At 39.2% G+C, this 25714-nt stretch carries 21 protein-coding genes and 1 pseudogene; 9 read left to right on the plus strand and 13 right to left on the minus strand.

Annotated elements, in window-relative coordinates; translation table 11 throughout:
- The first annotated feature begins 5 nt into the window (after nt 1-5).
- Together OKW21_RS07360 and OKW21_RS07365 are read left to right on the plus strand one after the other, a co-directional pair.
- The gene (locus OKW21_RS07360) at nt 6-1397 is read left to right on the plus strand and encodes a sulfatase family protein (protein WP_277478765.1); all 1392 of its coding nucleotides are present in this window, start codon (nt 6-8) and stop codon (nt 1395-1397) included.
- An 87-nt stretch (nt 1398-1484) separates the two neighbouring features.
- A complete protein-coding gene (locus OKW21_RS07365) occupies nt 1485-2960 on the plus strand; it encodes a sulfatase family protein (protein WP_277478767.1) in 1476 nt (491 codons plus the stop codon).
- Between the two features lie 118 nt (nt 2961-3078).
- Here OKW21_RS07365 and OKW21_RS07370 read toward each other — a convergent pair.
- The 4 genes and pseudogenes from OKW21_RS07370 to OKW21_RS07385 form a co-directional block, all read right to left on the minus strand.
- Nucleotides 3079-4325: pseudogene (locus tag OKW21_RS07370) on the minus strand (IS256 family transposase).
- Nucleotides 4326-4382: 57 nt separating this feature from the next.
- Complete coding sequence (locus OKW21_RS07375) at nt 4383-5225, minus strand: hypothetical protein (protein ID WP_277478769.1); 843 nt, start codon at nt 5223-5225, stop codon at nt 4383-4385.
- A gap of 135 nt (nt 5226-5360) precedes the next feature.
- The gene (locus OKW21_RS07380) at nt 5361-8108 is read right to left on the minus strand and encodes a hypothetical protein (protein ID WP_277478771.1); all 2748 of its coding nucleotides are present in this window, start codon (nt 8106-8108) and stop codon (nt 5361-5363) included.
- Nucleotides 8109-8816: 708 nt separating this feature from the next.
- Entirely contained in the window at nt 8817-9593 is a 777-nt protein-coding gene (locus OKW21_RS07385; RefSeq protein WP_277478773.1) for an AfsR/SARP family transcriptional regulator, read from the minus strand.
- 255 nt (nt 9594-9848) lie between these two features.
- Between OKW21_RS07385 and OKW21_RS07390 the strand changes: the two genes are divergently transcribed.
- Complete coding sequence (locus OKW21_RS07390; RefSeq protein ID WP_277478775.1) at nt 9849-10700, plus strand: HARBI1 family protein; 852 nt, start codon at nt 9849-9851, stop codon at nt 10698-10700.
- A 36-nt stretch (nt 10701-10736) separates the two neighbouring features.
- Here OKW21_RS07390 and OKW21_RS07395 read toward each other — a convergent pair whose 3' ends face one another.
- The 8 genes from OKW21_RS07395 to OKW21_RS07430 all read right to left on the minus strand — a co-directional run bounded on the left by OKW21_RS07395 (nt 10737) and on the right by OKW21_RS07430 (nt 17554).
- The gene (locus OKW21_RS07395; RefSeq protein ID WP_277478777.1) at nt 10737-11336 is read right to left on the minus strand and encodes a hypothetical protein; all 600 of its coding nucleotides are present in this window, start codon (nt 11334-11336) and stop codon (nt 10737-10739) included.
- 135 nt (nt 11337-11471) lie between these two features.
- Complete coding sequence (locus OKW21_RS07400) at nt 11472-12233, minus strand: hypothetical protein (protein ID WP_277478780.1); 762 nt, start codon at nt 12231-12233, stop codon at nt 11472-11474.
- Nucleotides 12230-12841: a hypothetical protein gene (locus tag OKW21_RS07405; RefSeq protein WP_277478782.1), complete on the minus strand. Its 612-nt coding sequence runs from the start codon at nt 12839-12841 to the stop codon at nt 12230-12232. Before OKW21_RS07405 ends, OKW21_RS07400 begins: the two co-directional genes overlap by 4 nt.
- Before the next feature lie 42 nt (nt 12842-12883).
- Nucleotides 12884-13834: a TraJ family protein gene (locus OKW21_RS07410; protein WP_277478783.1), complete on the minus strand. Its 951-nt coding sequence runs from the start codon at nt 13832-13834 to the stop codon at nt 12884-12886.
- A gap of 113 nt (nt 13835-13947) precedes the next feature.
- Nucleotides 13948-16491, minus strand: a complete 2544-nt coding sequence (locus tag OKW21_RS07415; RefSeq protein ID WP_277478784.1) for a VirB4 family type IV secretion system protein — start codon at nt 16489-16491, stop codon at nt 13948-13950.
- A gap of 18 nt (nt 16492-16509) precedes the next feature.
- Nucleotides 16510-16836 (minus strand): hypothetical protein, encoded by a 327-nt coding sequence (locus OKW21_RS07420; protein WP_277478785.1) that lies wholly within the window; start codon nt 16834-16836, stop codon nt 16510-16512.
- Entirely contained in the window at nt 16836-17213 is a 378-nt protein-coding gene (locus OKW21_RS07425; RefSeq protein WP_277478786.1) for a hypothetical protein, read from the minus strand. Before OKW21_RS07425 ends, OKW21_RS07420 begins: the two co-directional genes overlap by 1 nt.
- A 53-nt stretch (nt 17214-17266) precedes the next feature.
- Nucleotides 17267-17554, minus strand: coding sequence for a hypothetical protein (locus tag OKW21_RS07430; RefSeq protein ID WP_277478787.1), 288 nt, complete (start codon nt 17552-17554; stop codon nt 17267-17269).
- 441 nt (nt 17555-17995) lie between these two features.
- On the opposite strand from OKW21_RS07430, the gene OKW21_RS07435 reads away from it, so the two are divergent.
- Complete coding sequence (locus OKW21_RS07435; protein ID WP_277478788.1) at nt 17996-19000, plus strand: Fic family protein; 1005 nt, start codon at nt 17996-17998, stop codon at nt 18998-19000.
- 186 nt (nt 19001-19186) lie between these two features.
- Here the strand turns inward: OKW21_RS07435 and OKW21_RS07440 are convergent, their stop codons facing one another.
- The gene (locus OKW21_RS07440; RefSeq protein WP_277478789.1) at nt 19187-19891 is read right to left on the minus strand and encodes a DUF4397 domain-containing protein; all 705 of its coding nucleotides are present in this window, start codon (nt 19889-19891) and stop codon (nt 19187-19189) included.
- A gap of 304 nt (nt 19892-20195) precedes the next feature.
- Between OKW21_RS07440 and OKW21_RS07445 the strand changes: the two genes are divergently transcribed.
- The 5 genes from OKW21_RS07445 (at nt 20196) to cas5b (ending at nt 25702) form a co-directional block, all read left to right on the plus strand.
- Nucleotides 20196-21083, plus strand: coding sequence for a helix-turn-helix transcriptional regulator (locus tag OKW21_RS07445; RefSeq protein WP_277478790.1), 888 nt, complete (start codon nt 20196-20198; stop codon nt 21081-21083).
- A gap of 69 nt (nt 21084-21152) precedes the next feature.
- Nucleotides 21153-21941: a CRISPR-associated endoribonuclease Cas6 gene (gene cas6, locus OKW21_RS07450; RefSeq protein WP_277478791.1), complete on the plus strand. Its 789-nt coding sequence runs from the start codon at nt 21153-21155 to the stop codon at nt 21939-21941.
- Between the two features lie 14 nt (nt 21942-21955).
- Complete coding sequence (locus OKW21_RS07455; RefSeq protein ID WP_277478792.1) at nt 21956-23932, plus strand: hypothetical protein; 1977 nt, start codon at nt 21956-21958, stop codon at nt 23930-23932.
- 27 nt (nt 23933-23959) lie between these two features.
- On the plus strand, nt 23960-24892 hold the full coding sequence (locus OKW21_RS07460) for a type I CRISPR-associated protein Cas7 (RefSeq protein WP_277478793.1): 933 nt from the start codon (nt 23960-23962) through the stop codon (nt 24890-24892).
- Between the two features lie 21 nt (nt 24893-24913).
- A complete protein-coding gene (gene cas5b, locus OKW21_RS07465; RefSeq protein WP_277478794.1) occupies nt 24914-25702 on the plus strand; it encodes a type I-B CRISPR-associated protein Cas5b in 789 nt (262 codons plus the stop codon).
- Nucleotides 25703-25714: the final 12 nt, after the last annotated feature.

The raw sequence follows: 25714 nt of genomic DNA on the forward strand, positions 1-25714 counted from the left end.
TTTTTATGAATACTATCAGTAGAATTTTGATTATTTGCAGTTTAATTTTTGGGAATACCTATGCTGTTTTTGCACAGGAAATACTATCTGATCAATCGGGGATGCCTGACTCAGAGATGCCTAATATTGTACTAATCATGGCAGATGATATGGGGTATGAAAGTTTGGGTTGTAACGGAAGCACTGAATATAGTACTCCCAATCTTGACCAATTAGCAGCCCAAGGCATCCGTTTTGATCATTTTTTTTCACAGCCCTTATGTACTCCTTCACGGGTGAAAATAATGACTGGGAAATATAACTTTAGAAACTATGAGGATTTCGGCTATCTTAATCCTAACCAGACAACCTTTGGTAACCTCCTTAAAAATGCTGGTTATGAAACATGTATTGCCGGAAAATGGCAGCTCAATGGATTGAATCAAGACAATCCGGGCAATGAGGATGTAAAGCGCCCTTATCGCTTTGGTTTTGATGAGTATTGTTTGTGGCAACTGTATCACGAACGAGCGGAGGGAGAAAGGTTTGCTAATCCATTGATTACCCAAAACGAAAAAGATCTACCCCGGGATAAAGACGCTTACGGACCACAGATTTTTGCTGATTATATTAAGGATTTTATTGATAGGAAGGCAGGAAAACCATTTTTTGTCTACTATCCCATGGTGCTGGTACATGATCCCTTCGTACCGACACCTGATTCCCCAGAATGGGCAGATCCTGCAAGGCGTTACGAAAAAGATACAGCTTACTTTGCTGATATGGTAGCATATACTGATAAGATAGTTGGGCAAATTGAAGACAAACTTAAAGAAAAAGGAGTTTGGGACAATACTATCATTATTTTCACTGGTGATAATGGCACCCACCCTTCTATTATTTCTGAAACTGTAGATGGAAATGTGAAAGGAGGAAAGGGTAAAACCATAAATACAGGTAACCATGTCCCTATGATTGTTAGCTGGCCACAGCAGATAAAAAATGGAAGAGTATATAATGGTGTATTAGATTTTGCCGATATTCTGCCTACTCTTGCTGAGGCTGCGAAAGTTAATACGACACAATATCATACTGACGGTCAAAGCTTTTTGTCAGTTATCAAAGGCAATAGCAAGCCAATCAAGAGTGAAACTTTTATACATTATACCCCTAGATGGGGTAAAAATACTGACCTACACAACCGGTGGGTAATGGACAGAAAATATAAGCTATATCAGGATGGAAGATTTTATAACACACAGAAGGATCCTGATGAGAACAAAACCTTATCTAACCTAACTCCCAAAGAGCAAGAGAGAAGGGAAAAGTTTGAGGCTATTTTACAGGCAAAAGAAAAAGAATTTCCTTATCACTGGAATAAAGAAGAGTTTAAACCAGGAGGAGAGCAGGGAAATTGATAACGGGAAGAGTGTGTAAATTCATGGTAACTTCAAGAATAGAGTGAAATGGAAAAAGGGAATAATATAAAACTTATTTTTGCAATTATGATGATTGTATTGCTGATCGTTGACGGATGTAGTTCAGCAAAGGAGAATGAGCCAAATAGACCTAACATTTTGTTATTAATGTCGGATAACCACTCCTGGAATCACTTGGGCTGCTATGGAGATCCTGTAGTAAGAACACCTAATATTGATAGTTTGGCTCAGCAGGGAGTAAGGTTTACCAATGCTTTTTGTGCCGCGCCTTCATGTACTCCTGCTAGAGCAGCTATGCTTACAGGTCAGGATATCTGGAGGCTTGAAGAGGGTGCTAACCTCTGGGGAACCTTACCTTCTGATTTCCAAACATATACAGATTTGCTAGAAAAAGCAGGGTATTTAGTAGGCTATCAGGGAAAAGGATGGGGACCTGGTAATTACGAAGCAGGAGGAAGAGGTCGTAATCCGGCAGGGAATCAATATGATTCGTTTGAAGCATTTTTTAATAAACGTGAAAAGGGACAGCCATTCACATATTGGTTTAGTTCTCGCAACCCGCACCGCCCTTATGAGCTAGATGCTCAAGGAGCACAGATTGACTTGGCAGCAATTGAAGTGCCTCCTTACTTACCTGACAATGATATTGTCAAAGGAGATATGGCTGATTATTATGCTGAGGTACAGGACTTTGACCAACAAATTGCTCCTTTCATCCAATTTTTGAAAGAGAAAGGAGAAATGGAAAATACAATAGTTATTATATGTAGCGACAATGGCTGGCAAATGCCTCGCGGATTAGCTAATCTATATGAATTTGGAACAAAAATACCACTGATCATTACCATGCCAGAAAGATTTACGGGAGGTCGGGTTATAGAGGATTTTGTAAGCTTGAATGATCTTGCCCCCACTTTTCTGGAGCTTGCAGGTATTCCTTTGCCAAATGAGATGACTGCAAAGAGTCTGGTGAACCTATTAACATCAGATAAAAGCGGAAGGATAGAAGCTGAGCGTGATTATATGGTTACTGCCAGAGAACGGCATGCTTTTGTTCGGGAAGGTGGTGTAGGTTATGGTGGACGTTCCATTATTACCAAGGATTTCCTGTATATCCGAAATTATGAACCTGAGCAGTGGCCGGCAGGTGATCCGCCTTTGTACGGCGATGTAGATGCCCATATGTTGCATTATCCTAGTCCTACCAAAGTTTATATACTTAAGAATAAGGATAGGGAGGGTGTGGAAAAACTATTTAACCTTGCTTTTGGAAAAAGACCTGCTGAAGAATTGTACGATCTTCGCGATGATCCTTATCAGATGGACAATGTTGCAGAAAAGGCTGATTATAATCAAACGAAAAACATGCTTTCAGAGAAACTAAATGCATATCTAAAAAGCACGAATGACCCCAGGGTAGTAGGGGGAGAGATGGCATGGGAAGGCGCTAAATATTTTCAAGAGAGAGATAAGACGCCCACGCCAAGTAAATCATTACAAAAAGAACTCAACCTAAAAGAAGAATATGATTATGTAAAGTAATTTTTGGAGGCCTACAATGAACTGTGCTTTTCTAGTTTTTTTAACGTTTGTTGTTATTGCTAAGATGTGAATTTCGTGGTAAACCCGCTAGGGTTTTCCCCAAATTCACATCATCCCTTCAGATTTTTAGATGCCTACCCAGCCGATCTTCATAAATAATGGCTAGTTGCTGGATCACTAGGGCCCAATTGTGTACAGGCATACTCCACTTAGCCATAATATTCCGAGAGAGGAGGTATACCAGTTTAAGAACTGCTTGATCAGAGGGAAATACTCCTTTATTCTTGGTATGTTTTCTAACTTGGCGGTGATAACTCTCTATTGGATTATTGGTATAAATGGCTTTCCGGATTACTTTGGGAAAATCAAAGTAAGTAATTAGCCTTTCCCAGTTATTGAGCCAAGAGCGGACCAAGATCGGGTACTTGGCTTTCCATCTACTTTCTAGTTCCAACAGATTGTTCTCCGCTACCTCAAGAGATGTCACCTAATATATAGCTTTCAGATCTTTGAGGACCTGCTTGCTATCTTCATGAGTCACATAGCGGAGGCTACTACGAATTTGATGTACAATACATAACTGTACTCTGGCTTTGGGAAAGATACTCTCTATCGCCTCAGAAAAACCCGATAAATTATCAATACAACAGCCGCTGCGGCAGCAGATCAGTACATCTTCTACACCTCTGGTCTGGAGATCACTTAAAACGCTGAGCCAGAACTTAGCACCTTCGTTTTCACCAAGATACAGCCCCAGCAGTTCTTTATGCCCATCTGTACGAATAGCCAGAATATTGTACATAGCTTTATTGACTACCCTGCCATTTTCTCTCACCTTAAAATGAATGGCATCCAAGTAAACAATCGGATATAGAGCTTCCAGAGGCCTGGAACGCCACCCTTCAAGTTCAGGGATAATCTTATCCGTAATCTGGCTCAGCTTTCCAGCAGCGGCAGCCGCGCTGACACTTCCAAATCGTATATCTCAGCCAGATGTGCGCGAATGTCTTCGTAGCTCATCCCTCTGGCGTAGAGTTTAATAATCTTCTCTTCTAAGTCTTCTCCGAGGTATACCTCTCGCTTACCGATAATTTCAGGCTCAAAATTACTATTCCGATCGCGGGGAGTCTTCAAATCAACCGGTCCACTGGTCGTTTTAATCTGCTTCTTAGAACTTCCATTGCGGCGATTGCCACCACTACGCTCTTCCTCATCTAAGTGATGATCAAGTTCTGCTTCCAGCGCTTTTTCTAAAAAGCGTTTCAGCAATGGTGTGAGTACGCCTTCTTTACCAAGTAAACCTTGGCCATCTTTGAGGCTTTTAATAGCCTCTTTTTCAAATTCATTAAAATCAAAATTAGTCATGTGTCAAGAGTATTAAGTTATCTCTTTTGACACAGTTCAGTGAAGTGTCTCACACTGTTATTTTGAAAAATGAATTTGCCAGCCAGTCTGTTTTAGATTTTTCCTTTCAGGATAGCTGTGGTCGCGAATGGATTTCTTGAACTGGTTATCAGAAATTAATCTTGTTTCTTTTTTCCCTTTGATTCCTCTTCTTCCACGATCACCATTTTTGCCATCTTTTTCTTTTTTTGCCTTTATGGATATTTTAGAACTCTGAATTTGGGTGCCCCTACCTGGATCCGGTTGGATAGGGTCATTAGGTGGTTGGGTTGGCTCAGAAATCATTGCAAAAAAGGTAGTACCCTCTAAACCCCCATCACCTCCATCTCCACCTTTGCCACCTGGCGCTGTCAAACGTACTTTATGGTCTTCATCCTGAGTATAAACTGAAAGTTGACCTCCATTACCTCCATGTCCACCATCCTCTCCATTGTTACCAGGAGTTCCATTACTAACGTCTCCGATTTTATTAATTTCTCCTTTCTTCCCATTTTTTCCATTCTTTCCATCCCTTCCTTTAGTGCCCTCCAGGCCTGGTAGGTGAAAGCGAACCTGACCGATATCTCGGGCAATGACCTGCACCTCTTTTCCGTGCTTTCCGTCAACTCCACTTCGACTTGTATTAGTTTCAGCAGGAAGTACTTCTACTTGCCTGCCTTTGGTAGTAAAATAATTTGCTACCAAGGTGACATCTACTTCCTTCAATGTTATTTTATCCTTGATGAGAATAGTATCAGCAATGAGCGTGACCTGGTTCGCATCATCTAGTTTTGCCTGAGCATTAATATAGTCAGCTAACTCTTTATCTATGATTAAGGTCGTCTCCTTTTTTTGAACATCCTGACTTTCATATGTCGGCAAGTTTATGATGTTAGCTTCTGATATTGGATGAGTGTCTGGTGTTAGAAATAATATTGCCAGAAAAATAGATATTAAAAGTATCAGGTTCATAATGGTGTATTTTTCTATTCGTGATTAGTTTCCGAGAAAGCTTATTTATTCTCTGAATAGCACAATAAGCTGAGCTAATTCTTCTCTGGAAAGCTCTGTACCTTGCTTGTCTAGGGTGCTGGAAGCGATCATGCGCATTTCACCCAGTTTGTTGAGTAGCTGGTCTTTCATAGCTAAAAGCTTAGTAATGGAAGAAGGATATGCAAACTCCAGATTTCTTTGATAAATTTCCTCATCAATCTTGTCATCCATCACTGGAAGATAGCCATTGAAGAGAGGAATATTTTGCTCGGGATTCGCCTGATCGGTGAGACTTACCACAAATACAGGTTGTTTATTTTCTTCAAATAGATATATGTTGTATCCCTCCCTAACAATCCTTAAAGGGGACCTTCCCAACCGATCATGCTCAACCAAATCTTTTATTTTTTCAAACCCTACTACTTTGTCAAGGAAATAAGCAGCATAATTTTTTCGCAGGTATGGGTTAAATGAAAAAGCATCCTGTAGTGTAAAGTTTCCACGCTCATCAAATCCAGAAATGCCATGTTCCAGTTTGTTATCTATGGCCTGGAAAACCCCGTTTCCCGCCATTAGGGATTGCTGAAAAATGGTATGATTGATAAGGTCTACTGCTCCTTCCAGTTTAGTGATCATCAACTTAGTTCGCTCCTTAGATAATCCGGGGTTTTGCCTGATCTCTTCAGGCTTCAACAAACGCCCCTGGTCATAAAGCTCCATGAAAGGAAAAAGGGTCAACAAATAATGAGCATAATCTAAAACGGCTTGATAATTACGATAGTACCTGTCTTCATTCTTTATGTCAAAAGCAGCAGAATCAGGTAGAGAGGCTAAAGAACTTTTTAATGAATCCAATACCCTTACATTTTTCGGAACAAACAGTAATGAATTCATGGTACCTTTATCATTTAGAGCCTTATCCATAAGTTGATTGTAAAAATAATCGTATACCCTATCGGGTGATGATTTATTATTCTCACCTTCAGCATCACACTGAGTATAGCGGAAAAAAGGTGAATTAGTATGATTGTTAACATTGAATAAAGCATCTATGCAACTGTTACAAGAGCCTCCCCTGAAGAAATTATTCAGGTCCTGGAAATTGCTAATCTGATCCTCTGCAAGCCTGTTTATAAATGCTTCTGCCGGAACCTCACAAAGGTCCTGATTCTGCTCCAATGTTACCTCCAGGATAAGGTCCTGGATACATTCGTTTTGATTGACAATGTAATTTAGTTTGGTATCTACCCGGCTAAGACTTTGCAAAATTTCTAAGCGGGTTTTAATCATTTCCTGGGTAAGCTGATTTATCTTTCCATCAATAATATTGAGACGATTTACCAGATTATCTTCTATGACAAACAAATGTTCGTGAACATTCCGGAAGCCCTGGTTCATGTTGGCTTCCAGGCCTTCCAGTTGTTTACTAATCTGATTAAGTATTTTTAATTCCGGGCTAGGCTCTGGTTTTTTGAAAATACCTAAAGCTGCCAGACTGGCCTTGGCCCAATTGCCTGTGGTGATGTTACCTACAATATTGGATAAAGTTACTCCTACTTCTAATCCCGTTGAAACTCCTTCAGGACAGTCTCCGCCCTGCCTCTGGCAAAATACACTAATAGCCTCCTGGCCTATTCTTCCCAATTTGCCAATGGTATTGCACACTTTAACTAGGTCCTGCTTTTTTTTGACGGTTTTCAGATTGTTCAATAGTTCTACCCTTTCTTCTTGACTTAATTGCTGGCTGATGGCGCTACTTTTATTTTCCAGTTCCTTGATCTTCATACTAATAGGTGAATTGTTGAAAACTTCCTGAATTTTCTCAATTCTCTGTTCTTGCCGCATTTCAAAAAAGGATTCTGATAAAGCGGTTAATCTGGTATCTATTTCCACTACTCCTTCCAGGATAGTATTAGAAACGAACAGGTTTTGCTGTTGTAAAGCTGTAATATTATCTATTTTCTCATCTATATCAATGACAAATCCCTTCAGGTTTTCTAAAGCAATGGTATGTTCCTGTTGTACATGCATGATTCTGGCGGTGTTTCTGATCATGCGGAACTGATTCTTATTAACCTGCTCGAAGTTATCAATTAAGGTGTTTTTTACATCTGATACTGCTGCAACGACCGTAGCCTCAATATTTTCAATTTTTTGAACAGTACCATCATAATTGTCTAAAGATTTTTCCTGAGCATTTTTCACGTAGGCTCTGGTTTGTGCTTCATCAAAGGCTCCCAATGCATCAGCTTCTTGCAATTCCTTTTGAACCTCTGAATCATTCAATACACTGTTGAAAACTGCCTCTGAGCAATCCACATCCCCAGAACAATAGTCCTCTACAATAGCTGTAGCAGTACGTTCAAATGTTTCCCTTACTTTAAAGTCCCTTTCCCGTGCATACTCTTTTGCTTTTTCTTCAAAATACATATCGCCTACGATCTTATGAATACCCGTAGCGCTGGATAATTTTGACAAGGGAAGGAATTCGTTAGCATACTGCATCACAGTACCCGCTTGGTAAAATAAACGGGTCGGAGTATCTTTCTCGCGTTCATATTCATTCCAGTACTCTAGTTCTTCAGCAAGTTGTTCTATGATTTCCTCCCGTTCTTCATATGAAGGGGTAGTAGTTTGTGAAGATAAGGTAAACTCCAGCGTCTGAAAAGATTGTTGCACAGACATTTGATCCTGCCCCCTTACAGGCTGAAGAGCATGAAATGTAAAAAAGCTCAATAGGGAAAATTTGACAAGGACGAAAAATAATTTCATTTGAAATTGGTGTTAAATGCTAAAATGGATATGGAGCAAATCTAAATTCTACTGGGGACTCCTTATTAGAGCTACAGATTTTAAAATAGTAAGGTGAATTGAAATTAGCTTTGAATATGCTTAAAGCTTGACCAGTTCCAGTTATATAACTATTGAGGAATAGCTTGTGAGACTCTTCAGAAAGAATGAAAGGCAAAAGCATCTAAAAAATCTTCATATCATTTTTTACTCATTCTTTTACTTCGGAGTTCTCGCTTAATCTTAAGCGAATAAAAATTTGTTTTAAGGTTTTAAAATTTTGAATATGACTTAATCATTAACATATATCTATTTTAAAAATACTTCTTCCGCATAACTTCCGTTTTTCTTCCGATAGTTATGTGAATAATTCGTTGCTGTACTCACCTGCAAGTTTGAGATCATTTTATATAATCAAACAGTATTGTAGCTTTTGGTTATTAGAAGGTTTAATTTGCTTTTCATGAGCACTTCAGCCCATATAATTCCGTAGAATACTACAGTTATTTTTTCCATGTAACCTCATCAGATACAAAGTTTCAGATGGGTTATCTTAAGTCATAGTTTGTGTTGACTCATACATTCCATAATTTTCATCAAGTTGTCTGTATGACCGGTAGATATTTCCTGCTCGCAAAAACTTAAATGGAGGTTGCAGAGCCACATAAGGTATTTTATTGAGTATATTTCTTAACAGAACTTTCCTTCCTGAACGTCATCCAAAGTTTTATTCGTTTGAGGAGAGAGAGCCAGCCCAAGTTCTTCCTGGAGAATCTCTTTGCAAATATTATATTGATGAAATGCACGTGTGCTTTGTCCTTTTTTTGCAAATATCCGCATTAATCCCTGATGAGCTGCTTCAAGTGTAGGTTCCTTATCCAGAGCATACCGCAGCATTTCGGCAGCTTCAGAAAATTCTTCTTGTTCTTCATACACTTCTGCTAGATAGGTAAGTACGTCAAGATAAAGTTGGCGGAAATGTTCACGGGGAAATGAAGCCCATCCTGCATAGCGCTCCATAGGTAAAAATTCTCCACCATAAATAGAAGCAGCACTTTCCAATTCAGTTTTTTTCTTATCCTTTAAACCTGTTCGTGCAAATTTTTGAAAAAGATTTAAATCTGTAACTAATCCTCCAGGGGGAGCAATTCGTAGGAAATTCTCGGAAATCTTAATCCAATCCTCCGCTCCTTTATTATGCTTCCTGAAAGCCTGTCTTATGTGGTATATCGCTTTATACAGCTGTGTACTAGCAGCTTTTACTTTCAATTCAGGCCATAATATATCTATTGCATGTTCCCTTACTATTTGGTACTTCCTTTGATGGGCTAGTATTTTGAGAAGCTTACGTGCTTTTCTACCTTTAATTGCTGTATTAGAAAGTTTTTGCCCATCTATAAAAACTGTAAACTCACCAAGAAGCTTAATTACAAGCCGGGAAGATGAAAATGCTTTTGAAGTATTCATGTTCCGGTTTTAAGTATTAAAAAAATATATAGAATCTTTCGTCTATATAATTAATATAATGAAAAGTCTCGTTTTAGGCGAATTTTTTCACCAATACATCAAGATGAGATGTTTTCATTAGAGAATATTACGGTTGATTTTACAGGGGAATGAAAAAGGGCTATTCGCTGTCAATTAATTATGACAAAAACAAACAGCTTACTGAACAGCCCTATACAATTTAACGCAATAACTGGCTTAAGCCAAAAGGAATTCATGGATTTATTATACCATTTTGCGCCAATAGTTGAAGAACATTATCGTCATCACGATATGAAAGGGCAACGTCGCAAGATGGTACGCTATCAGGAACGAAGTGACAGTAGTTTGACCGGTCCGGTCAATAAGTTACTTTTTATTCTTAGCTACATGAAAGAAAATCCCAACCAAGCATACCATGGAGTGATGTTCTCTATGAGTCAGGGAAAAGTTAGTTTATGGGTAAATCAGCTATCTTTTTTACTTGAAGAAGCTTTAAAGAAAATGGGTAAAATGCCCCATCGTGAAGTGAATAAGTTCTATAATTTCCTCTATGCCTACGTTGAATTGGTTATGTTTATGGATGTAGTGGAACGCAGGATAGGCCGTTCACCAGATTACCAAGTTCAGAAAGATCACTATAGCGGAAAAAAAGGGTGCCATACTTTGAAAAATCTGTTGATTGCCAACCTTGAAGGAGAGCTTATTTACTTAGGAGAAACTTTTGAAGGTAGCGTACATGATAAATCCATGTATGATCAGGCAGAACTTAAGTTTCCTGACCATCGGATCGCCGAGCGATGGCATAGTCTATGGGTGGACTTGGGTTTCCTGGGCCTTAAGGCAGAAGGCGTAGAAGTTTACATGCCTGAGAAGAAGCCCAAAGGAAAAGAACTTTCCAACTTCCAAAAAGAGCTGAATACACTCATTGCAAGTATTAGGGTTAAGGTGGAGCATGCTATTGCTGGAGTAAAAAGACTAAAAATTATTAGGAATCAGGTCAGAATACACGGATGGCAGAAAAGGGATAGGATGATGTATATCGCCTGTGGATTGCACAACCTCAGATGTCAGCGCTGGGCTACATAAAAAACTAACCGTAATAAACTCTATTATGCTCAGATTTTATAATTTACTCTTATGTTCAGTAGTCGGCACTTCGGATTTTTTTTCCTTGGGGGTTTCTGTAGTTGATACTCTTCTTTTCCTCTTCCCTTTTACTTTTCGGAGTGGAGAGTTGACTTTCTTGAGTGTATCAGCTGCTAAAGACTTTGGCTTGAGACTTTCTTTTTGTACTGTATCAATTGCTTGAACAGTATCAGTTTTAAGCGATGATCCTTGGTTGATCTGCTTCCAGTCAGGCCTAGTTACCTGGGGCTTTGCTATATTTTTACCTTGATGGGAGAATTCCTGTCTTCTGTCTTTTTCCTCTTTTTTGAGAGCTTCTTTATAGACTTCGGTTTTGTCCGGTAAGACTTTGGGCTGTATGCTTTCTTCCCAGCCAAAGCTAGGCAGCGGGGTAAGCCGTATTGCCTGAAGAATGTCTTTACCTTGAAAGTGAAGTACAGTGATTGCAATTGCTGCTGCCCCCACAATAAGTAGTAGCCAGGATCTTGAGAGGAATTGCAGGGCCTTATCCTTCCAGCTATTGGAAGGCTTGGGAGCTTGAAAGCGGAGCTTTTCAGCATTGATATGTTCTTCATCAATATTGTCTTTAAAATTCATGGTGTTTTTGGGGTTTGGGGGTTAGGGAGTTTTGAGTTTAGGGGGGGTGAGTTGGAGCATTTAGATTTTGATTTTAAATAACCCAAAACTCCCAAACCCCTGAACTTATTAAACGGCTCCACCGGGGATCCAAACTCAATAAAGATTCGCCCGTTTGATCAGCTGATACGGAAGCTTAAGTGGTACACTTCGGCGTGCCGCTTTTTCTCTTAAAGTGGCGATGATAGATTCTTTTCTTTCCAATGCCTGAAGGGGTAGTACATAATAGAGATTAGCTGAAGAATAGGGCAGGATTTCTTTGATCTGCCAGCCTTCAGCCGCTATGGGAAAGTGGGCTACTTGCATTTTGGCAAATAAGCCTTTCTTGTACTTTTTGAGTCTTTCAAAACCTATAAACTCAGTATGATAGATCACCGAAGTATGGTTCTTTACCCTGAACTTGAGATAAGTAGCCTGATGATCATGCAGGATACCTACCAGCTTGAAACTAATACCATCTGCTTTGTTGCCAACATAGAAAAGATCTGCCTGCTCATTGAGTACTTTGAATCTCTTTTCAATTTCATTACCTATTGATTTTTCATGCTCTGTTACATCTTTTCTAAAATCATAGAAGACTTGTGGGTGCGAATGAAAGATAAGCACCCCTTGAAAAGGTTGATCTCCTACTACAGCATAAAATGGCGTAGGAGGGACACTATCTTTTTTGGCAATCACCATAATGGCTTTACCTTCAATACTCGCTTGAAAAAGCATAGGGTTACCAATGTCTGCCAGACTCACTGCTTCATCAAAGAGCAGATAAGACTTTGACTGATTAGATACATAAATTGTGTCCTGACTATAGCTGAAAGTAGTTACCAACAACAAAATGAAAATTAAACTGTATCTGATCATGGTTTCTTTGCTTCTTTACGGGGATAAGCGATAAAGTCAAAATCGGTGAGCAAGAGTCCATAAGGATTTTTCTCATGCTGGTAGGCTTGCACTACCTTAAAGCTTGCTGCAATAGGTAGCGTGCGGACATTATCTCCGATATGCACTTCCTGCAAGGCATAGAACTTTCCTTCTATGGGCAAAGTATTCATGTCAAGTACGACTGAATCTAGTTTGACTTCTGTATGGGAGCCATAGCGGACATAGTTTTTCTGCACTTCTCCTTCTTCAAAGTCATGGTAGATTCTTTTACCAGATTCTTCATCAATCAGGTTTAAGGCATAGTTGATATGCTCATAGTAAGTCTCTGCACTATGGGCGAACATATGCTTGACAAAAGTCTCTACATGATTCTGTATCTCAATGCGGGATACTTTTCTTCCGTCATAATAGCTGGCAGGAAAAGTACCCCAGGAGGTAATCACATAAGTCTGCTGCTGATAATACTCTTCTACTTTTCGGTACTGTATGATGTAGATCACAGTAGAAATCATAAAGCCCAGGATACTGACTGCCGCCAGCATCTGCATAGTCTTGAAGGTTTTGTTAAAGTCTTTTACACTTGACATGGTGGTTAGGGGTTTGAAATTTGAATATTAGGTTTTAGTAATTCATTGGTTTCTGCGATGAGCGTATCTGGCTGCCTGAGCACCAGCATTGACTGATGTACTACCGGCTGCTCCAGTGCCGACGACTACTTTGTTAGCCTGCATAGCAGCTCTTCCCTTTTGGTAGGCTATTCCTGCGCCTAACATAGCAGTGCTAAACACTCTGCTCTGAAAAACAGCCGCATGCGAATGCCCGATGATGTAACTCGTCAGATGGGGTACCATAAAATAGAGGATGACGATCACCAGACTGACCAGCACAAAGTTGGTGGTGCTTAGCTCATCTGGGAATAAGTAGCCATTGAAATAGAGACTGTTGAATTCAGAGACTAATGTATCTAAAATAATGAGTGTAATGCTCCAGAACTGCACTGTCAGATAGCTTTGCAGCCACTTCATGGCAAGACTGTTCAAACCAGGGATCACAGACAATCCAATCGCCAGCGGTCCGACGATGTAGAGAAAAGCCAGCAGTACCAGACGGATCAACTCAATCCCCTTTCTTACGATATGCACGAAAGAACCTTCCAGTAAAGCCAGGAGCCAGTTGACCAGGTCAAACTGCATGAGTCGGGTGAACGATGCATACAGCTCTTCCATATTGCTGGGCAGCTCTCCATTCTGACTTCCCGGCAAGAGCAGGTTCCACATCTCAGCCAGTTTCTGCATAAAAGTCCTGTCTGGTCCGATGAAATCTGAGATGGCTTGAATCGTTGCACTGATCACATCCAGAAAGTCGGTGTAGAAAGTAAGTCCAATCCACAGCACCACGGCTCTCACCATAGGCTGAAAGTCCAGGCGGAAACGCTGAGAAAAGACCAGTGCCGCAAAGATCTGGTTAAACATGACGATCAACAGAAAGACAGGGATCATTGCCAGTCCTATTCCTAAAGTCCTTTCCAGCAAAGTATTGACAGCCGCTAAAAACTCAGCGCTCGCGCTTAAATTGTTCATTGCAGATTGAAAATTTCAAATTGTTAAAACTGATGGTTAAAAGATCTTAATGCTCTAGTAAAATTTATATGAGAATGAAAAGTAAGATGAATGATGTCGCCAGTTCATAATTTTCAATTTGGAATTTGTAATCGCTCGATCCGACTGGAATTTTGAACAAACTGATTGACAGCAAAAGGCAGATTCCCCTGATAGCGCTCTATGAGCTTCTTGAGATAGTTTCGCTCTTCGGGTTTGGAAGAAAGTACCGCATCCAGGTGAGGAGAGGTCTCCAGTCTGAATACGCTGGACTCTTCTCCCTGCTTGATGAAGAGTTCTCTAAATGTCTTCTCAACTCGCATGGAGTGGATCAGGTCTACCTCATGATCGGTAAAGCCAAGATGAGCCGCTAGTTCACTCACCAGCCTTTTGTCCTGATGCTTTAGAATGATCTTGGTATCAGCGTTGACCAAGACTGCTTCTCCAACACTGGACTTTTTGATCTCTCCCAAACCTTGCGTGATGATGCAGACAGCACCATTGTTCTTTCTGATCGTTCTAAAGAGTTCATTGATAAACTCCTGTAAACTTCCGGAGAGCATTGCCCAGGCTTCATCCAGATAGAGATATTTGATTTCATCGGGATACTTTCTAATCTGGTCCAGGGCAAGTTCTGTAATCAAGAGCGTTACCAGTGGATACAATACCGGATCAGTATTGATCTTATCCATGTCAAAACAAACCAGTTTGTGTTCACTAATGCTGATCTCTTGTACGGCATTAAGAACCTGCCGGTACTCACCTGATACAAAAGGTCTTAGCACAGTTAAGAACTGCTCCATGTCAAAGTACCTGATCTCTGAGCGGTATTCTTCTTCCGTATGGTGCAATCTATGGTACTGCCGCAGGAAATGATAGAAAGAATTAATCCCCGGATAGGATGCCGGGTTCTCATCCAGATGTTGGTAGTAGCGGGGAAGAATCATCTTAAAGATGGCTCTTTCAGCAGGAGTGAGGTCCTGACTTGTTGAACCTTCTGATTTACCTCCTTTCCAGATGGTGCTTAGCACAGCAATCAGGAAGTTACTCTTCTCAGCAGTGAAGAGATACTTTCCTTGCTTGTCTTTTTCCAAAAGAAAAGGATTAAAAGCCAGCGGCTTATCAGCGCTGTATTCAAAGTAAGTCTGCTCAAACAACTTCCCATTCAGCGCATAGATCACATTCCTGTAAGTTCCTCCTTTGTCAATGATGATTTGTCGTGTACCGCGCTCTAGTCTTTGGGCAATGAAGTTTCCCATGGTGTAGGACTTTCCTGAGCCGGATGGACCAATGACCACACAGTTCTGATTGGCTTGCCGGGTGTTGAATAGATTCACCTGCAAGAGATTGCCAAAGCGATCACAGAGGTAATCGCCAGTTTTATCACCATTCCAATTCGTCATAAAGCTCAGATAACAGGCTGCAAGATCAGCGGAAGTTATGAGCCATCGGTAGTGCTGAAAACCATTACCGGGTAAAGAAGCAAAAAATAGGTTAGCCGTATCAAAGCTCTCTACAATAGCTTCCGCGCCATAGAGCTGTCGTATAGCTGAAACCACTCTTTCTATATAGGATTTCCTCAAATGCTCATCACTTTCAAAGACCATCATTGACTGATGCAGGCTAACCAGGCCAGTGTTACCAGATCGGACATAAGCAGTAAATTCTTCTAGTTCCTTTGCTTTCAGCTCATGATCCTGGGTAGTGAGCCATTCCAAAGAGTCATTGAGCTTTCGCTCAAAGTCCAGGTTCTTGAGTTCTCTTTCCGTGTCTTCCACCAGCAAACACTGCGTCACCACATGAGGGAACTGCATGTACTGAGAAAGTTGATAAGTATAGGGACTACTTACCCCATAGTGGTTCTTGACACTGCTAAAGACTTCACTGCCTTGCCCGCACATGGTAATCACATTGGCCTTCTTTTCACCAACTGCTAATGCTGAAAGATCATTGTAGATCACCCGGTTGAGTGAGGTACTGGGCTCGTCAAAAGAGAGATTGATGTAGCGCAGGTACAGGGTTTTTAATTCATCTTCTTTTAATCTGGTAAACGACACATCTTTTAAGCTATACAGACCTTTGATAAATGAGGCAGCCAAACTCTCGGCTTCTTTGAGCAAGTTTTCTATGCCATCAAATGGATTCTTCAGGATTGATCCTCCATAAGCGAACATGCTGCTCACGGGGTTGATCCGGTGAGGCGTCACCCGGTGAGGCGTCACCCGGTGTGGACGCACCCTGTGTGATGAAGTGTTATTTAATTTGGTCCTCGCTCTACTAGGAAAAGAAAGAAACAGGTAACTTTCATGCAATAGCGTCAGACGAGCAAAGAAATGCTCCTGTATTTTGGCTTCGTAATAAGCGGATTTCTGTATATTTTCTGCTTTGTATTCTTTGTCAAAGTAGACATCCGTCTTTTGTACGACAGTGCCCACCGGCAACATCTTGAGCTGCTGGCCGAGCACATCATTGGCTTGGGCATATTGACTTTCTGTCCAGGGTTCCAAAGGAGCCCCGGAAACACGAAAACCAATACCTACTCTTCCGTCTTTGAAGATGACTTTGTCTTCTTCCAAAGCAAAGATGGGAAGCCTATCCCTTAGATAGGCGGATTTTTTCTTAATGGGTTTGATGAACATGTTTTAGTTAGAATAGAATCATTGTAGTTGTTTACTTCCGGTATCCAGACTGCCGTATTCTGTTCTTCCCCATACTTCTAAATGCTTGGGTTGCCATAAGCGATAAGAGATGAGAGAAAAAAGAAAACTGGGGTGCTTTCGCAGGTTGATACGTTTCAATAGAAAGAAAGCTCCGAAGGTCGCAATAAGCACGGCAAAGAAATAGTACTTGGATACCGGCAAAAAAAAGTTGATCACAATGCCCAGCACCATCGCAATGGAGAGACCAAAGAGCAGGGTAAACAAGTCCTGCATAGGCAGTCCCAGAATCTGGGCTTTCTTTTCAATGGATTTGAATGTTTTCATTACCCTTGCGTATCATCCAGTAAAATATCTCCTCCTAAGAACGCTGCCAGGTCATCTACGATGAACTGAAAACCTCCGAAAAGGGCAATGGCTATGACGATCCCGATCATGAACTCTACCTTGTCAGGAGCACCGGTGAAGAATTTCATGGCGGCTTTGAATATCCCGATAGCAATCCCAATCAGAAATGCGACATTCAGAATAATCACAATCCAGCTTTTGATGCTGTTCATGGCATTTTCTACCATAGCTTGTCCGAAAGACTGCTGGATGGTCAGGAAAACAAAAGCCATAAGTAGCATTAAAGGCTTACTACGGAAGATCTGCGCTGAGTAGCGCATAGCATGAGCTTTAAGAAAAGTACATAAATTTTGCATGGTGTAAAATAGTTTGGTGTATAAAATGATTTGATAACAACACTATTGATTAATCACACATCCCAGGCATTCCTGAGCGAAGCCAATCGCTCCCTCTGCTTTTCCAGGTTGAGCTGTGAGTGCTTAAGCTGACTTGCTGGTTTAGGTTTGTTCTTACCAACTTGCTCATCACTCACCTCAAACTCAGAAAGTTTATATTCTTTCACTGGAATTGCCGGGTGGTTTTGATAGATAATTTTTTCTTTCCTGCTCGCTTTTGTCCACTTTCTATACTGCCGAATCGCCAAAACCAGCAGTATTCCCCACAGTAGAAGTGCTACTATACCCAGCGGCGAATTCATAAAATTTAATAGACTTTGTGTCATTTTGGTTTATAGTATTAAAATACAATTTTATACATGAGGGTATATTGCTATAAATAGTGACAATCTGTATGAGTGTAATTAATTTAATAACTTGATTATAAAGTGATTATAATGATAAATGTCATTGACTTGCAAGAAGTGTAGGTGAATTTCGTCCAATATGATTCGTAGATATAAATATGAATTTATTGTAAAAATACAATTTAATGTAGCTGTTAGCTCAACAACTTCTCTGAGCTAAACTGAAGTATTATTTACCTTTGATGATAAAACAAGGGTAATTTTTTTATATTTTTACCTTCATTTATATAACGAGTGTAAAAGTTACCTCTAATGAAGGCTAAATTTGATAGAAGTCTCCCATATAACAACCTGCCTTTACTTCCTCCTCAATAGGAATTGGAAACCAAACAAGTATTGCTTAAAACAATCTCTGCGAGCAGAGCTTTGGCTCAGCTCAATGGGGCATTGAGCAACTTACCCAATCCCAGCCTTTTTCTGGATACCATACACTTACAGGAAGCAAAAGCAAGTTCTGAAATCGAGAATATTATCACCACTAATGATGATTTGTATAAGTCATTGGTGGCAGACAAAAAATTTGAAAGTGCAGCTACCAAAGAAGTACTAAGTTATAAGGAAGCGCTTTGGTTAGGATTTGATCGCCTAAGGGAAAAGCCATTTATAACAACTAACCTATGTATTGAGATTGTACAATGCATCAAGAAAAATACCGCTGGTATCAGAGTAACTCCGGGTACCACGCTTTCAAATAGTCATGGCGAAGTTATTTATACGCCTCCTTCGGGAGAGGAGATTATCCGTAAAAAATTAGCCAACTTAGAAAAATTTATTAACCAGAATGATTCTCTTGATCCATTGATCAAAATGGCATTGATGCACTATCAGTTTGAAGCCATTCACCCCTTTGCAGATGGTAATGGAAGGACCGGAAGAATTCTTTTGCTACTGTATTTAAAAATGGAAAAACTACTGGACATCCCGGCTATTTACCTAAGTGAATATATCATCCAGCATAAACATGCCTATTATCAAAAATTGAGAGCAGTGACTAAGGATAATGATTGGGAAGGGTTTATCCTCTACATGCTTGATATGGTTGAAATTACAGCAAAGAAAGGCCTGCTCAGGTTAGAGGAAGTGATCAGATTGATGGAGCAAATGACAGAAAAGATCAAAGAAACACTACCGAAAGTCTATTCTAAGGATTTGATAGAGATCATTTTTAGATTGCCCTATACCAAAAGACAATTCTTAATCAATGCAGGCTTGGGAACCCCTAAAACAGTGGGTAATTACCTGATGTCACTAGAAAAGGAAGGCTTCCTGAAATCCGTCAGGGTTGGAAAAGAAAAACTGTATCTGAATGACCAGCTGATGCAAATACTGGATGATAAGTAGTTTTTTCTTTCTCTTCTCAGTTACAAGATGGGAGGGTATTGTTAGAACTCTCTTTCAGCTTAAATCTTATCTGGAAAAAACGCTCCATAGTCCTAGACTTTTAACCAGCCAAAGCAATAAAATCTATGTCCAACTCATTTTTTTAGTCAAAAAAAGTATGCAGCTCCTTTGCTGCATACCTCCCATTTATTGATTGCGTACGACCTGAATACTTAAAGCATTGGAGTTGCCTGCTGGAGGATCAGCATAGCCCCTTACCACAACTGTATAAACCCTCTCGGATTCCAAATCAGTTTCAGGTACAGCTACCAGTTCTTCATCGTTACCCGTAGCGGTTAGCAACATGCTGTAAGTATCAGCGTCAACCTCAGTGAACGTACTCGCCTCTTCAAAGGATTGATTGGTAAAGGATTCAGTGCTATTCTCTCCTTCTATCAAAAAGTCAACGACAGGAGCGTCAGGAGATAAATGAACGAAACGTATCCAGGCCTTTCCTTCAGCTGGAGTGGAAGTGCTATCCTCCACAATCAAGGTGGTAAGTTCATCTACTTCATCGGTTACGAAGACTGAATATGCTTTATCTGCCTGAAAATTAAAAGTAGTGTCCATAAACACCGTGCTGGCATTATATTCACTAAATTCCAGCCTCCTGTTTCCGGTATAGAACTGTAGGTAGCCGGTATAATCTGTATACTCCAGAGGTTGATTAAATAGGAGCTTGTTGTCTAAAACTACATCAAGATCCGGGGCATCCGGAGAAGCACCGTAAATAGAGACATAAGCAATAGGAGTAGGTTCTACTGAATCATCCTCCAGGCAACCAGATAATATAAGCGGTGCCGCCAAATAGCTTAACATTCCAACAAACTTGTGGAAAACATTAGAATTCATTTTCATGGGTTTAAAAAATTTAGTCACAAAGTTTACTTCTTCTTGCTATCCTTTTGACACTTCTGTGAGGCTAAAAGTTGGAAACAGCGTAGCCATAATTATTAAGTCGTAGATGAAAGGGAGAGAAGGGATTTTCACTCTAGTTAAACTATGTAGAATGCAAATACACTTACCCTTATACTAAAATTAAATTTAAATGAGGGGTGCTAGGGGTTTATACTCTTGCAAAATCAATTATTTAACAATAATTATTGATATTTAATGATATAATTGGCTATTATTAAGCAGAATGAATGAATGAAGAATGAGTGAACCTCGCAGCCTATTACGCATATTAAAATTAATTTCACTCTTAGCCAGCCCTTATAAACGCACCGCTAAGGAATATGCCGAGCATTTTGAAGTTGATAAATCTACCATCTCACGCTATAAAAGAGTGTTGGAAGATGTGGGTTTTGTGATACACCAAAATCAGGATTTGCAATTGTATCTGGATCGTGAAGCGCTGCGATCCCAACCCCACATAACTTTTAACGAAGATGAAGCTAGTCTATTAAGTGATCTGGTAAGAAGCTATCCTGGCCCTTTACAGCAGGACCTGCTTACTAAAATCTATATCAGTTCTCCCTTACCTGAGCTGGCAGAGCGTACAAATCAAGCTAAGCTTGCTCGCTGCTTTCGCCTGATCAAGGAAGCCATTTCTGAAGAAAAACAGGTCATTTTAGTGGAATACGTTTCTGTCAATAGCAACAACCGAGCTAATCGCAAGGTGGAACCTTTGCGCTTTATTCAGCAGGATACGAGCCTGGAAGCTTTTGATGTGGAGAAAAAAGCCATTAGACATTTTCATCTGGACCGCATGACCGATGTGAGATGTTTGCAGACGCCATTCAGATTCAAGAAAATGCACTGTGCCCAGCATACCGATCCTTTCAAGATTGGAGATGTAGAGTTAGTAGAAGTAGAACTGGAATTAGCATTAAATGCCGCCCAGCAGTTAAAAGAAGCTTATCCCGACACGCAGGCTTACCTGACACCCAATGGAAAAGGAGAGTTGTATAAGGGGCCGGTGAACGCGAAGTTTTTACAACTGGATCGTTTCCTCTTGAGCATGTGCTGTGAGGTACAAATCATGAAGCCAGAAAGTCTAAAAGAACACCTTAATACATTATGGCATAAAAAAACTTTATAAATAATTTTTGCTTGTGCGCTATTTGCATCAACCTCATACTACACTTGTACCATTAATCAAATTAGAGCTATGCGATTTAACCTGATACTCAATATTACCAGCCGTAACAAAGTGCTTCCTATCAATTATCAGTATCCCCTGCACAGCTGGATTTACAAAGTGATACAATCTGCTGATGCAGAATTTAGCCAATTTCTCCATGATGAAGGCTATGCTTTAGGGTATAAAAAATTCAAGCTCTTTACTTTCTCTCCACTGAACTCTCGTCCGTTCAAAATCTTTAAGAAGGATGAGCGAATAGGTTTATACGGTGATGAAGTACAATTGCAGATCAGCTTTCTGGTTAACCAGGCAGCAGAGAAATTTATTATGGGTTTGTTTATGGGGCAGAAGTTTTCTTTGGGAGATCAGGTTAGCCAAGTAGATTTTGAGGTGGTACGGATAGAAGCGCAGCCCCGGCCTGAATTTCAGGAAAGCATGCGTTACCGTTGCCTCTCCCCGGTGGTAATTAGTGTAAAGGAAGAAGGCAAGGAGAAGCCACAGTATAAAGGACCTGATTATCCAGCATATAAAGCTCTTTTTCTGAAACACCTGTTTCAAAAAAGCTTGGCTGTGCCACAGAGTGCAGAAGTTGAACAGGGACAATACATGGAAGAAGGTTGGCGATTTTGTTTGCTAAATCAGCCCAGAATGAAAGGAGTACATATCAAACAGCATACACCAGGCCATACACAGGTGATTGGCTACCAGTATGACTTTGAGCTTAGCGCTCCACCAGAAGTACACAAAATGGCCTATTACGCTGGTTTTGGGGAGAAGAATAGCTTGGGGTTTGGGTTTGCTTTATCTATTAAATAAGATGGGATTTTATTATGATTTATGAAATAAAAAACTTTGTAGATAACTTAGCTAAAGAAGACTTTTTAAGAAATCTGAAGCTAAGAGAAGGTATATACATATCAATTGATATTGATCTATCGGGAAATGTTGTAGACTATGATTATCAGGTTTACAAAAACAATGATCCCTTAAATTACTTTACAAAACGTTGGTTATTCCTGCATGTAAACACTAAGCCAGTATCTAATGCAAAAATATTTAACCCAGGAAAAAAAATTTTTAACGCCTCCTGCTCACCTTTTGTCTTTGCTTTTAATAATAAAAATACTTTAAAGGAAGTTAGGGATCTTAGGAACGATTTGAATGAAGAGGTAAAAAAAGAAAGGTCAAAAATAAATAAGTTAGAATCTGAAGAAAAAGATGAAGGTAAATCCTCTTCTGAAAAAAATAAAATAAAAAAAAGATTAGAACTGAGACAAAAAGACATAGAAGATAGTACAATTCAATATTTTGATACTGCTAAGAAATATGTCAATGAAGCATATGAGCACTTATTTTTTGAAAGCTTTAAAAAGTGTGTATTTAGGTATTTCCATAAAGGGGACAATATTTATAGCCTTCCTTTTGAATTAAAAAGAATTTTAGCTTCAGCAAAAGCAAACCAGTTAATCTCAATATCACCACGTAGTTTAATATTAGACAGAAGTGCAAAATGGATTTTAACGGATATTACTGTCACGAACAGTCATAAAGAATACTTAACCTCCAAAGTTTTTAATAAAGAAAAATTTAATGAAAATACGACAGAGGGTCTATTTGGAATTAGCGACAGTTTGAGTGGTTTTAATGACAAGAAGATGTTCCTGAAACATCATTCTGCACCTCTAGAATTCAATTACCGAGTAAGTGGTGAGGTTGCTATGCAGCTCTGGCGTTTTTTCCAACTCCAACAGAATAAGCAAATCCCTAATCCAGTTCCCATCTTTATAGATAAGCAAGAGCTGAACGAAAAAATGATCAGTATTTTTAACAGTGAAGAAAAGAAGATTGGACATGCAGAAATGGTAAAAAAAATTCTGAGTCATTCAGGTCAAAAGGATCTACAGAATTATTATCTGATCTATTTTCTTGGTACAAAAGGCAGCCGGATAGGTGATATAGATTTTATTCCAGTTTTTAGATATGAAGAAGAGAAGGCAATATTACAGCCGGTATTTGGACAACAGGGAGTCAAAAAAATTGAAAGTGTTTTTGACATGGAAGAACATATTTTCAATAAAATTTTCAATAATCAGTTAAAAACAGATTCGTGGTTGAAATACTTCGGTGAGATAAAATATGATCCAAAATATATTACAGATACTTGTTATAACCAGCTTCTAAAATACCGAAAATCCATTTATGACTTTGTCTATAAGTCCAGAAGGCAAGCCATCACGGCAGTAATGTTTGATGATATGATGCAGCAAGGAATAATAGATGATTTACGCCACGATGATGTAAAGGATGGAAACCATACTAAGGAATATGCAATCAAAGAAAAACTTAATATATGGTTCAGTCTGTATGATTTTTTTATAAACCCAACACCATTAATAAGAAAGAATATGGCAAACCGAACAAATGAACTACTCCTTCAACTCAAAGAATTAACAGAAGCTGAAAATAACTCACATATTAAAGATGGTGATGATGAGACTTTTGCTTTTGCTGCAGGACAAATTATATGGAAGTTGCTCATTCAGAGCCAGGCCTCAAATCGTACTCATGCACTACTAGAACCTTTTCTACAAAAGGTGGATGTGTCACAATTTAAATTAGCAATAGCGAGAACCTTTGAGATGTACAAGCATGAATTTACTCTTTATCCAAATAAGTATGGGTTTGATAAAATCATGAGTGAGGTGATGGGTTATGAGCCGAACGAAACTAACATGAAAAAGCTACTCCCATTTATTTTAGCTGGTTATTTTGCAAAATCAGTCTTTTCCAAGGAACAAGAGAAATAACACAATTCAATTTAATACTTCATACTTATGAACTTTAAAAACAGAGTTTTTGGATGCGCAGTAGTACGCGCAATTAATGCAAATTACAATGCAGATTTCAGCCATCAGCCTCGTACTTTACCTGATGGGAAAGTTTATGCAACTGACAAAGCTTTTAAATATCTGGTAAAGAATTACATCAAAGATTTATACCCTACCGAAAAGGTTTTCTACTTCAAAAGCCAGAAGGAAGACTTCAATCCGAGAAGTTTAGAAGAAACGTATGACTTTCAGTTTCCTGAATCAACTAAAAAGTCAAAAACAGAATTTGCACAGGATTTACTAAGGTGCATAGACATTCGTTGCTTCGGTGCAACCTTTGCCATGAAAGCCAAAGACGGAAATAATGTAGCTATATCCATTCATGGGCCTGTACAGGTTAATCATGGAATCAATATTTGGAGTGAAAACAATATTTTTTCAGAACAGATAATGTCACCTTTTGCAGATAAAGAAGGGGCAGAAATGACAACCTTAGGGCGCCAATCTAAATTACAAGAGGGGCATTATTTGCACCATTTCTCAGTCAATCCTAAAAACCTTGAAGAAATAGTAAAATTAGCAGGAGAAGGTAGCCAAGATCTTATTGGGGATGATATTTCAAAACTTAAAACAGCATTTCGTTTAGGTGCTACATATTTTGATTCAGCTGCGAAAGCGGGAATAGACAATGAGGTTTTACTGTGGATACAATTAAAACCTGAGTCTAAAAAAGTGCTACCTTCTTTTTCCAATCTGATTAAAATGGTTAAAGAAGATAATAAAGCTGTTTTTGATTTTTCTAAAGTAAAGTCTCTTGTGGAGGATAATCAGGATGATATTCATGCCGTTGAGATATACTCTTTGAAAAATAGTGTTGTGATTAAAAATAAACCTGAAACTGCAAAGAGCTTTGATATTATATCAGGTAAAAAAATATAAATGAAGTAGAGGGATAAAAATATGCAAAAGCTTGTCTCATTTGATATTGAATCAGACTTTGGATTCTTAAAAAAGCCTGACACTAATGAACCAATATACATCACTTATAATATGCTGCACAAGCCAGCCTTACTAGGCATTTTGGGTGCGATCATAGGTTTAAGTGGCTTTAAAATAGTCTTAGAAACTGGCCGGAGAAAAAAGAGGGCCTATATTCCTGAATACTATGAAAAGTTGAAAGATTTAAAGGTTGGTATACAGCCTTTAAATGCTGAAAATGGGAATTTTATGAAGACTGTAATTAGGTACAATAATAGCGTTGGCTATGCCAATAAAGATGGAGGTACCTTAATTATTGATGAGCAAACGCTGATAAAACCAAGTTACCGATGTTATTTACTACTAAACTTAGAACAAGTTCTTCATGAGAAACTTTATCAAAACTTAAAGAAATCTGAAGCTGAATTTTTGCCTTACTTGGGGAAGAATGATTTTACTATCTGGTGGAATTATTTTAATGATGAGTATCCGGTCAACCAATTTGATTTTTCCCAAAATTTCAAAGTATCCTCGTTGATAAAAAAATCTGAGATCTTAAATAAGGCAATTGTACAATCAATGGGAAGAGCAGCAAGAAGCCAAACACAAAAAGAATTTACTTTTTTTGAAAGGCTGCCAATTGGATACCGTACTGATCTAATGCAATATGAATTAGCAGATTTTGCACTCACAAATACAACTTTAGACCAATCTTTTGTCTTAGATGATCTCTTTCAAATTAATCCTAATGAAGCCATTCAATTATTTTAAAACTTTTGTAGA

Source organism: Catalinimonas alkaloidigena (genome assembly GCF_029504655.1).
GTDB lineage: Bacteria > Bacteroidota > Bacteroidia > Cytophagales > Cyclobacteriaceae > Catalinimonas > Catalinimonas alkaloidigena.

Bases quoted from the DNA above. Each gene is read 5' to 3' on its own strand.
- OKW21_RS07360 (WP_277478765.1), top strand. From the start codon at position 6: ATGAATACTATCAGTAGAATTTTGATTATTTGCAGTTTAATTTTTGGG.
- OKW21_RS07365 (WP_277478767.1), top strand. From the start codon at position 1,485: ATGATGATTGTATTGCTGATCGTTGACGGATGTAGTTCAGCAAAGGAG.
- OKW21_RS07380 (WP_277478771.1), bottom strand. From the start codon at position 8,108: ATGAAATTATTTTTCGTCCTTGTCAAATTTTCCCTATTGAGCTTTTTT.
- OKW21_RS07385 (WP_277478773.1), bottom strand. From the start codon at position 9,593: ATGAATACTTCAAAAGCATTTTCATCTTCCCGGCTTGTAATTAAGCTT.
- OKW21_RS07390 (WP_277478775.1), top strand. From the start codon at position 9,849: ATGGATTTATTATACCATTTTGCGCCAATAGTTGAAGAACATTATCGT.
- OKW21_RS07395 (WP_277478777.1), bottom strand. From the start codon at position 11,336: ATGAATTTTAAAGACAATATTGATGAAGAACATATCAATGCTGAAAAG.
- OKW21_RS07400 (WP_277478780.1), bottom strand. From the start codon at position 12,233: ATGATCAGATACAGTTTAATTTTCATTTTGTTGTTGGTAACTACTTTC.
- OKW21_RS07405 (WP_277478782.1), bottom strand. From the start codon at position 12,841: ATGTCAAGTGTAAAAGACTTTAACAAAACCTTCAAGACTATGCAGATG.
- OKW21_RS07410 (WP_277478783.1), bottom strand. From the start codon at position 13,834: ATGAACAATTTAAGCGCGAGCGCTGAGTTTTTAGCGGCTGTCAATACT.
- OKW21_RS07415 (WP_277478784.1), bottom strand. From the start codon at position 16,491: ATGTTCATCAAACCCATTAAGAAAAAATCCGCCTATCTAAGGGATAGG.
- OKW21_RS07420 (WP_277478785.1), bottom strand. From the start codon at position 16,836: ATGAAAACATTCAAATCCATTGAAAAGAAAGCCCAGATTCTGGGACTG.
- OKW21_RS07425 (WP_277478786.1), bottom strand. From the start codon at position 17,213: ATGCAAAATTTATGTACTTTTCTTAAAGCTCATGCTATGCGCTACTCA.
- OKW21_RS07430 (WP_277478787.1), bottom strand. From the start codon at position 17,554: ATGAATTCGCCGCTGGGTATAGTAGCACTTCTACTGTGGGGAATACTG.
- OKW21_RS07440 (WP_277478789.1), bottom strand. From the start codon at position 19,891: ATGAATTCTAATGTTTTCCACAAGTTTGTTGGAATGTTAAGCTATTTG.
- OKW21_RS07445 (WP_277478790.1), top strand. From the start codon at position 20,196: ATGAGTGAACCTCGCAGCCTATTACGCATATTAAAATTAATTTCACTC.
- cas6 (WP_277478791.1), top strand. From the start codon at position 21,153: ATGCGATTTAACCTGATACTCAATATTACCAGCCGTAACAAAGTGCTT.
- OKW21_RS07455 (WP_277478792.1), top strand. From the start codon at position 21,956: ATGATTTATGAAATAAAAAACTTTGTAGATAACTTAGCTAAAGAAGAC.
- OKW21_RS07460 (WP_277478793.1), top strand. From the start codon at position 23,960: ATGAACTTTAAAAACAGAGTTTTTGGATGCGCAGTAGTACGCGCAATT.
- cas5b (WP_277478794.1), top strand. From the start codon at position 24,914: ATGCAAAAGCTTGTCTCATTTGATATTGAATCAGACTTTGGATTCTTA.